General features: G+C 45.6%; 5 protein-coding genes. 4 read left to right on the top strand and 1 reads right to left on the bottom strand.

Features of this window, described 5'->3' with window-relative positions; translation table 11 throughout:
* Nucleotides 1-198: 198 nt before the first annotated feature.
* Nucleotides 199-2,361: a hypothetical protein gene (locus H6S82_RS11740; RefSeq protein WP_190470266.1), complete on the top strand. Its 2,163-nt coding sequence runs from the start codon at nucleotides 199-201 to the stop codon at nucleotides 2,359-2,361.
* Nucleotides 2,362-2,918: 557 nt separating this feature from the next.
* The gene (locus H6S82_RS11735) at nucleotides 2,919-4,340 is read left to right on the top strand and encodes a sugar porter family MFS transporter (RefSeq protein ID WP_190470263.1); all 1,422 of its coding nucleotides are present in this window, start codon (nucleotides 2,919-2,921) and stop codon (nucleotides 4,338-4,340) included.
* 297 nt (nucleotides 4,341-4,637) lie between these two features.
* On the opposite strand, the gene H6S82_RS33960 is transcribed toward H6S82_RS11735, so the two are convergent.
* Nucleotides 4,638-4,766: a hypothetical protein gene (locus H6S82_RS33960; protein WP_277926399.1), complete on the bottom strand. Its 129-nt coding sequence runs from the start codon at nucleotides 4,764-4,766 to the stop codon at nucleotides 4,638-4,640.
* 32 nt (nucleotides 4,767-4,798) lie between these two features.
* Here H6S82_RS33960 and H6S82_RS11730 point away from each other — a divergent pair, with 32 nt between their 5' ends.
* Nucleotides 4,799-6,166 (top strand): histidine phosphatase family protein, encoded by a 1,368-nt coding sequence (locus tag H6S82_RS11730; RefSeq protein WP_190470281.1) that lies wholly within the window; start codon nucleotides 4,799-4,801, stop codon nucleotides 6,164-6,166.
* Nucleotides 6,167-6,349: 183 nt separating this feature from the next.
* On the top strand, nucleotides 6,350-7,613 hold a 1,264-nt coding region (locus H6S82_RS11725), incomplete at its 3' end, for a dihydroorotase (protein ID WP_191056247.1).

Raw genomic sequence — 7,613 nt, 5'->3', positions numbered from 1 at the left:
ATCCGTGGGTAGCGATCGCACTCCTGCAAGTGCCTTAACAAAAGTTCATACAGTGTCGATTACTTTTGTCCGACTACTTACAATGACTTTGGCCGACGGGAGAGACGCAACCCCAGTCTGCTGTTTAATAACGAGTTTTATCTAGATAGGAACCTAGACGTAGCAGCAGAACTTAGCAGCGGTAAAGTTGACTATCCCTTGAAGCACTTCGATCGGCGCGGTCAATACGAACAGCGCGATCCGAGTGCTTTTTTTAACACGAAGTTTTATCTGGAGAGGAATCCAGATGTAGCAAAAGCGATCGCAGACGGTTCCTTCGCCACTGCGATGCAACACTTTGCCACTTTTGGTTTATTTGAGGGGCGCAATCCCAGCGATCGCTTTAACAGTCAGTTTTATCTCGACGCCAATCCAGATGTCAAGGCAGCCGTTACAGCAGGTTTGTTCCGCAGTGCTTTTGAACACTACATGGAGTTCGGTTTTGCGGAAGGTCGGCTTCCCGTAGCACCCACAGGCGTACCGACCTTTGCAAGCGAACTCAAAGTAAGTAAAGATAGTTTGTTTGCGGGTAAAACGACCGAAGTCACCTTCAGCGCCAAAATTGCCAATCCTCGTTCTGTAGATGAAATTCAACTTTTTGAAACTGACAGCAACGGCAACACCAATTTACTTGGCAAATTGTTCGATAAAGGTGATGTTGAAAAAGGCGATGATATCGCCAAAGACGGCGTTTTTACTAATAGGTTTACACTCGCACCTACCAGTCCCGGTCAAAAAACTTATTTTGCGGCAATTCCGGGAAGCGATCGAACAACCCAACCTACTCAGATAGAAATCTTGAATCCCATTAGTGAAGAGGCATTTGAGCAAACAATTAACTTCAACGCACAAGTAGGTCAGAAATTCCAAAATGCTTTAAATTTCGGACGCAGCGAACAACAAGCAATAGAGGAAATCAAAGCATTTCTGGAAGCGAATCCAAGTGAAGTAAAACCAGGAAGTATTGAAGTTGCTAACGACGGACTTGGTTGGAAAACCAAAGATGATGTTTTAGTTGTACTCGATACAAACCAACTAAACTATCAAGGACAGCGCAGCATTTCTTCACAAATCTCTGCTAATCAAAGCGCTGTTTATTTTCGCGATCGAATTAGTCAAGCTAATGGGAATAAATTGAATAGTTCCAGTCAAATACTGGTACTTTCCCCCTATGCTTTCCAATTTGAACCCTATGACGAGGGTAATAACATTGCTTCAATCCTTAACGATGCAGGCTTTGATGTTAAAGATGAATACAACGATGATGTAACGGTAGAAGATTTTAAGAACCTGGAAAGATATGGCGCGATCGCCATTTCCACACACGGAGGAGTTCGTAACGGTCAAGTCATCATCAGTTCGGGCGAGCAAATTAGTTCATCCAACTCAGAAGAATATCTCGAAAAGTACGGTGCAGACCTCAAGGCAGGTAGGCTGGTTTTGGGTGTAAGTTTGACTCCATCGACATCTGGGAATGAACTTTTGATCGCACCTTCATTTATAACCAAATACTCAAAAAATTTGCCAGATTCAATTGTTTATGTAGGTGCTTGCGACAGCACGAAAAACCCAACCTTAGCGCAGGCATTTCTGAGTGAAGGCGCAGCAGCTTTTGTGGGATATTCAGATGTGGTTCTATCTAGTTTCGCCGAATCTCACGGCATCGATATGTTTGATGCACTTGTGGAAGGTAAAACTGTAAGTGAAATTCCCGGAATTAATGTCGATCGAGAAAAAGATAGAGATCCAGCACTGTTTGAACTAATCGGTTCGGATGACGCCTCCCTCTCTGTTGCCGAACTGAAGAATGGTTCGTTTGAGGAAGATGAATTGCTAGGTTGGATAACAAAGGGAGATACTCGTACAATTACAGCTTTGGGGCCACTTTCACCTACTGACGGTAACGAAATGGCTATTATCAGCACCGGATTGGGTTCGGTGAACAATAGCCAAAGCAGCATATCTCAAAAGTTCTTCGTTCGGCAAAACGCCAAAGATATTATTATCAATTACAACGTCATTTCTGAAGAACCAAGCGAATTTGTTGATACCGAGTTCGATGACCAATTCGAGATTATCTTCAATGGCACAAGAATCGCTAAAGAGAGAGTCAATACATCAAATTGGGAACGAATAGAAGGGATTGATTTCTTTGGAGGAGATGAAACTGTATACGATCTTGGCGGATTTAAAACGGTTACTTACGACTTAACTCCTTTTAGAGGTCAAACAGTAGAGTTGGCGATGAGAACTTTCGATCGCGGAGACTCAAAATACGATACGGCTGCTCTTGTGGACAATATTGAGATTACGACTGTATAAATGAGGAAGCATCTGGCTACTCAGGTCAGGTGTTTCTGCATTTAACTTTTGTTTACAAGAGCGCCTTGGCCAAAGGCAGATTGGGCCTCTACAAAACAGCAGTGCTTTAACAAGACTTCTCAGAGGCAGGATGTTGTAGACAAAGCCGAAAGTTTACAAGAGGACGTCCGTAAACAAGACAATCCCGTTTTTTAAACGGGATTGTCTTAAGAAATCTTAAACTAACTTGCGGATAAGAGGCATGGGATTTCTATCCAATATTCTATTCCCTATGCCTGATGCGCTTGATAAGTCATTATTATTATGGTTATGAGTTAAGAGCATTCAACTATAGAACCTGTAGGGCAGACCGGAAAATCCGCCCTTATACCATTTGTGTTATTTATACCAGATTGGAATTGCTGAAACTAAGTGCTGGTATAACTTTCGCCAGGTATAATTCTGGCATCCAAAATGGTATTAACCGATCGTGTCGCCTGCTCTACCTCTAGTCATTGAAGGCAACAAACTTAATACGGGAACTTCCTGCACAAATTTAGGAGTGTAAGAGCTGTGCTATGAAATCATCTTCTCCAAACACCTCGTATATTGCCGATCGACCGAATATATCTCGCATCATTTTAATTGCTTGTGCTGCTGCACTGGGCGGTTTTTTATTCGGTTTTGATACTGCCGTGATTAATGGTGCTGTCGCAGCATTGCAAAAAACGTTCGGCGCTAGCAGTGGGATGATCGGTCTGGCAGTTTCCTCTGCGTTGCTGGGGTCTGCGCTGGGAGCTTTTATCGCAGGCCCGATCGCCGATCGACAAGGGCGCATTAAAGCTATGATAATTGCTTCGGTGATGTTCACGCTCAGCGCCATTGGTTCTGGGATACCTTTTGGGATTTGGGACTTCATCTTTTGGCGCGGATTGGGTGGAGTGGGAGTTGGGATAGCCAGTGTGATTGCACCTGCTTACATTGCAGAAGTTGCTCCCGCTAATTTACGAGGAAGACTCGGTTCTCTGCAACAATTAGCGATCGTTGTAGGCATTTTCATCGCACTGCTATCTGACTACTTTATTGCTTTGGGAGCAGGAGGATCTGCTGAGGGAGAATTTTGGTTTGGATTCACAGCTTGGCGCTGGATGTTTTGGTCGGAAATTCCGCCAGCAATCCTTTACGGGGTCGCGGCTTTGATGATACCTGAATCGCCTCGGTATTTAGTGGCTCAAGGTCGAGACCGAGAAGCAGCTAACGTTCTCGCTAAGATTTTGGGGGGTAATGTTGAGGCAAAAGTTGAAGAAATCCGCCAAACGGTTAATCGGGAACACAAACCTAAATTTTCTGATATTCTCAGCAGACGGGGTGGACTGTTGCCGATCGTCTGGATAGGAATGGGTCTATCTATTCTCCAGCAATTCGTTGGCATTAACGTTATCTTTTACTACAGCAGTATTTTGTGGCGAGCGGTTGGATTTTCCGAAAGAGATTCGCTCTTGATTACAGTCATCACAGGTGTTGTCAATATTTTGACAACTTTTATTGCCATCTCTACTGTAGACAAATTCGGTCGCAAACCTCTGCTTCTGTTAGGTTCGATCGGCATGACCGTTACTCTAGGAACGCTCGCGCTGATCTTTGGCAATGCTGCGATCGATCCTGTCACCGGCAACCCCACGTTAACAGGTTCTTCTGGAATAATTGCGCTTTTAGCAGCCAATCTCTACGTAGTTTTCTTCGGTTGTTCTTGGGGGCCGATCGTCTGGGTGTTGTTGGGAGAAATCTTTAATAACCAGATTCGAGCAATTGCTCTTTCTCTCGCTGCTTCCATACAGTGGATTGCTAATTTTATCGTTTCCACGACATTTCCTCCCCTACTCCAATTCTTCGGGTTAGGTTCTGCCTACGGTTTGTATACGATATCGGCAGCGATTTCCATCTTTTTCGTCGTCTTTTTTATTAGGGAAACGAAAGGCAAGGAATTAGAAGAGATGTAGATCGTGCAAACTTATCTAATCGTAGGCTTGGTTAGGCACTGGCGATAAGTAGAGGCGGGGTCACCCCGCCCCTACATTCAACCAATAATTTAGTTCCCGTGCCGTAACCTACCGATCGCGATCGACAGAATGTTCATGATGAATTATGCGAGTTAACTGTCAGGCAATTTAATTATTGGTTGCTATACTCAATTTCTCGCCCGTGCCTAACACACCCTACGGTTAAATAAAATATTATTACCCTTATAAATATGGGAGAGCAGAAATTTGAGGTGGGGTACACTTTTAGGCATGGTCTTAACTGCGATAAATAAGTGCGATCGCACACCAGCGCTCCCCCTCTCTGTAGACGGGGAGGTGGTTGGGGGTCGGGTAGCCCCAGCGTACCCCAGAAAGGTTAAAATCTTCCTGATCCTTCTTCACCATCCCAGTCCCCTACCTTTGCGGAGGATAAAACCCTGACTACCCGCGTAATCCTTGTCCGCCACGGGCAAAGCACCTATAATCAACAACAGCGCATCCAAGGCCGTATCGACGAATCGGTATTGACGGAAACGGGGCGTGCTACCGCTCGTCAGATTGCCCCTGCTCTTATGGGCCTTACCTTTGATGCTATTTACAGCAGTCCCCTGCAAAGAGCAAAAGAAACGGCAGAAATCGTACAATCCTATTTGCCAAATCCTCCGAAGTTGCAGGTGGCAGATAAATTAATGGAAATCGATCTGCCTTTGTGGGAACGCTTGCACAAAGATGAGGTAAAGGAAAAGTTTTCCGAAGATTATCGGTGCTGGAAAGAACGACCGCACGAACTGCGAATGCTGCTGTCAACAGCCGCAGGAACTAGAGAACATTTTCCTGTTTTAGCTTTATACGAGCAAGCTAAGCAATTTTGGCAGGAAGTTTTGCCTCGCCATGTGGGAAAAACGATTCTCATAGTAGCTCATAACGGTATTAATCGTGCTTTGATTAGCACAGCACTCGGCATTCCACCCTCTCGCTATCACTCCATCCAGCAGTCTAACTGCGGTATCAATGTTTTGAATTTTCCCGATACCGATTCTGTGCCAATCGAAGGTAAAATTGGCGGGGGAACTGTTCAGATGGAATCGATGAATTTGATCGACCATCTGGGAGATCCGCTGCCAAAACCTCGTCCCGGTCATCAGGGCCCGCGTCTGCTGTTAGTGCGTCATGGCGAAACTGAGTGGAACCGTCAGAAGAAGTTTCAGGGGCAAATTGATGTGCCGCTGAACGATAATGGCAGAAAACAATCTTCTGCGGCGGCGGAATTTCTCAAGGATGTGCAGATAGACAATGCTATTAGCAGTCCGATGCTGCGTCCCAAGGAAACGGCTGAGATTATTTTAGAATATCATCCCAATACAGAACTGGAATTGCTTGCTGATTTAAGCGAAATCGGTCACGGACTTTGGGAAGGAAAATTTGAGGCAGAAATCGAACAAGAGTTTCCAGGTCTGCTAAAACAGTGGCAGGAAACGCCCGAAATCGTGCAAATGCCGGAAGGGGAAAACTTGCAACAGGTTTGGTCAAGAGCGATCGCAGCTTGGCAGTCGATCGTACTTAAATATAGCAAAGAGTCTAAAACAATTTTAGTAGTAGCTCACGATGCTATTAACAAAGCTATTCTCTGCCATTTATTCGATTTGCAGCCAGAACATTTCTGGAATTTTAAACAAGGTAACTGCGCTGTGAGTGTGATTGACTATCCGCAAGGTGCAGACGGTTATGCCGTGCTGCAAAGCATGAATATCACTACTCACTTGGGTGGAGGTGTCCTCGACAAAACCGCAGCAGGAGCATTGTAAATTTCCTATTGGTCATTAGTTAGTTTTCGTTTGTTCTTTTGACCAATTCAAAGCCAATTTTAGATTTTAGATTTTGGATTTTGGATTAAAAAACAAATTTTTGGCTTCAGACATGGAGAAAATCTAAATAGAGAAAATCTAAAATCTAAAATCTAAAATCCAAAATTGTTTGACCGATCGCCAATGACCAATAGCGAATTGCTGCAACAAGTACGAGTCATAGATCCAGTCTCCGGAACCGATCAAATTGCCGATGTTTTGATTGCCAACGGTACGATCGAGGCTGTGGAAGAAAACATCTCTAAGTTACCATCCAAAACATCGGTGCGTGATTGTCGCGGACTGGTTTTAGGCCCCGGATTGGTGGATTTATACAGCCACTCAGGAGAACCCGGTTTTGAAGAACGAGAAACCCTCCCATCTCTGATCCAAGCAGCTCGATCGGGCGGCTTTACCCGCGTCGCTATTCTACCAAATACGACACCGCCGCTGGATAATCCCGCAGGTTTAGCACGTTTGCAGAGATTAGCAGGCGATATCACCGACAAGTTATCAGTTCCTCCCCCACTCTACTTCTGGGGTGCGATCACTTTGGGGGTGCAGGGACAGCAAATGACGGAATTGGCAGAATTGGCTGACTCTGGTATTGTCGGTTTTACCGACGGTCAACCGCTGCAAAACTTGGCTTTGGTGCGCCGTTTGTTAGAATACCTCAAAACTCTGAGCAAGCCGATCGCTCTTTGGCCGGAATACCGCGAGTTGGCGGGGAACGGGGTGATGCGCGAAGGCATAAATTCGATTCGCTTAGGCTTACCGGGAAATCCCTCTATCTCCGAAACAGCCGCCCTCGCCGCTTTGCTGGAAGTCGTGGAAGCTGTTGGTACTCCTGTTCATATCATGCGCGTTTCCACTGGGCGCAGCGTGCAGTTGATTTGGGAAGCGAAGGTGCGGGGTTTACCGATTACGGCCAGCACTACTTGGATGCACCTTTTGCTTGACACAGAAGCTATTAGCAGTTATAATACATCACTGCGATTGTCACCGCCTTTGGGTAGTCCAGCCGATCGCGCTGCCTTGAAGCGAGGAGTGCAGCAGGGAATCATCGATGCGATCGCAATTGACCACACACCCTACAGTTACGAAGAGAAAACGGTGGCGTTTGGGGAAGCGCCTCCAGGTGCGATCGGTTTAGAATTGGCTTTGCCTCTGCTTTGGCAAAATTTGGTGGAAACTGGCGAATGGTCTGCGTTGGAGTTGTGGCGAGTTTTGAGTACTCAGCCAGCTGTTTGTCTCAAGCAAATCCCAGCTGCGATCGCTCCCGGTCAGCCAGCTGAGGTAATTCTATTCGATCCACAGTTAACCTGGAAAGTGCAAAAGCAAAATCTTAAGTCTCTTTCCTACAACACGCCTTGGCTGGGCCAAGATTTGATTGGTCGAGTCATTGTAG

Source organism: Planktothrix sp. FACHB-1355, assembly GCF_014748295.1.
In the GTDB taxonomy this organism is placed as follows: domain Bacteria; phylum Cyanobacteriota; class Cyanobacteriia; order Cyanobacteriales; family Aerosakkonemataceae; genus Aerosakkonema; species Aerosakkonema funiforme_A.
This window is presented reverse-complemented; position numbering and strand designations above follow the sequence as displayed.

What these genes read in the sequence shown, in the direction of transcription:
- H6S82_RS11735 (WP_190470263.1), top strand. Translation starts at nt 2,919, where the DNA reads ATGAAATCATCTTCTCCAAACACCTCGTATATTGCCGATCGACCGAAT.
- H6S82_RS33960 (WP_277926399.1), bottom strand. Translation starts at nt 4,766, where the DNA reads ATGGTGAAGAAGGATCAGGAAGATTTTAACCTTTCTGGGGTACGCTGG.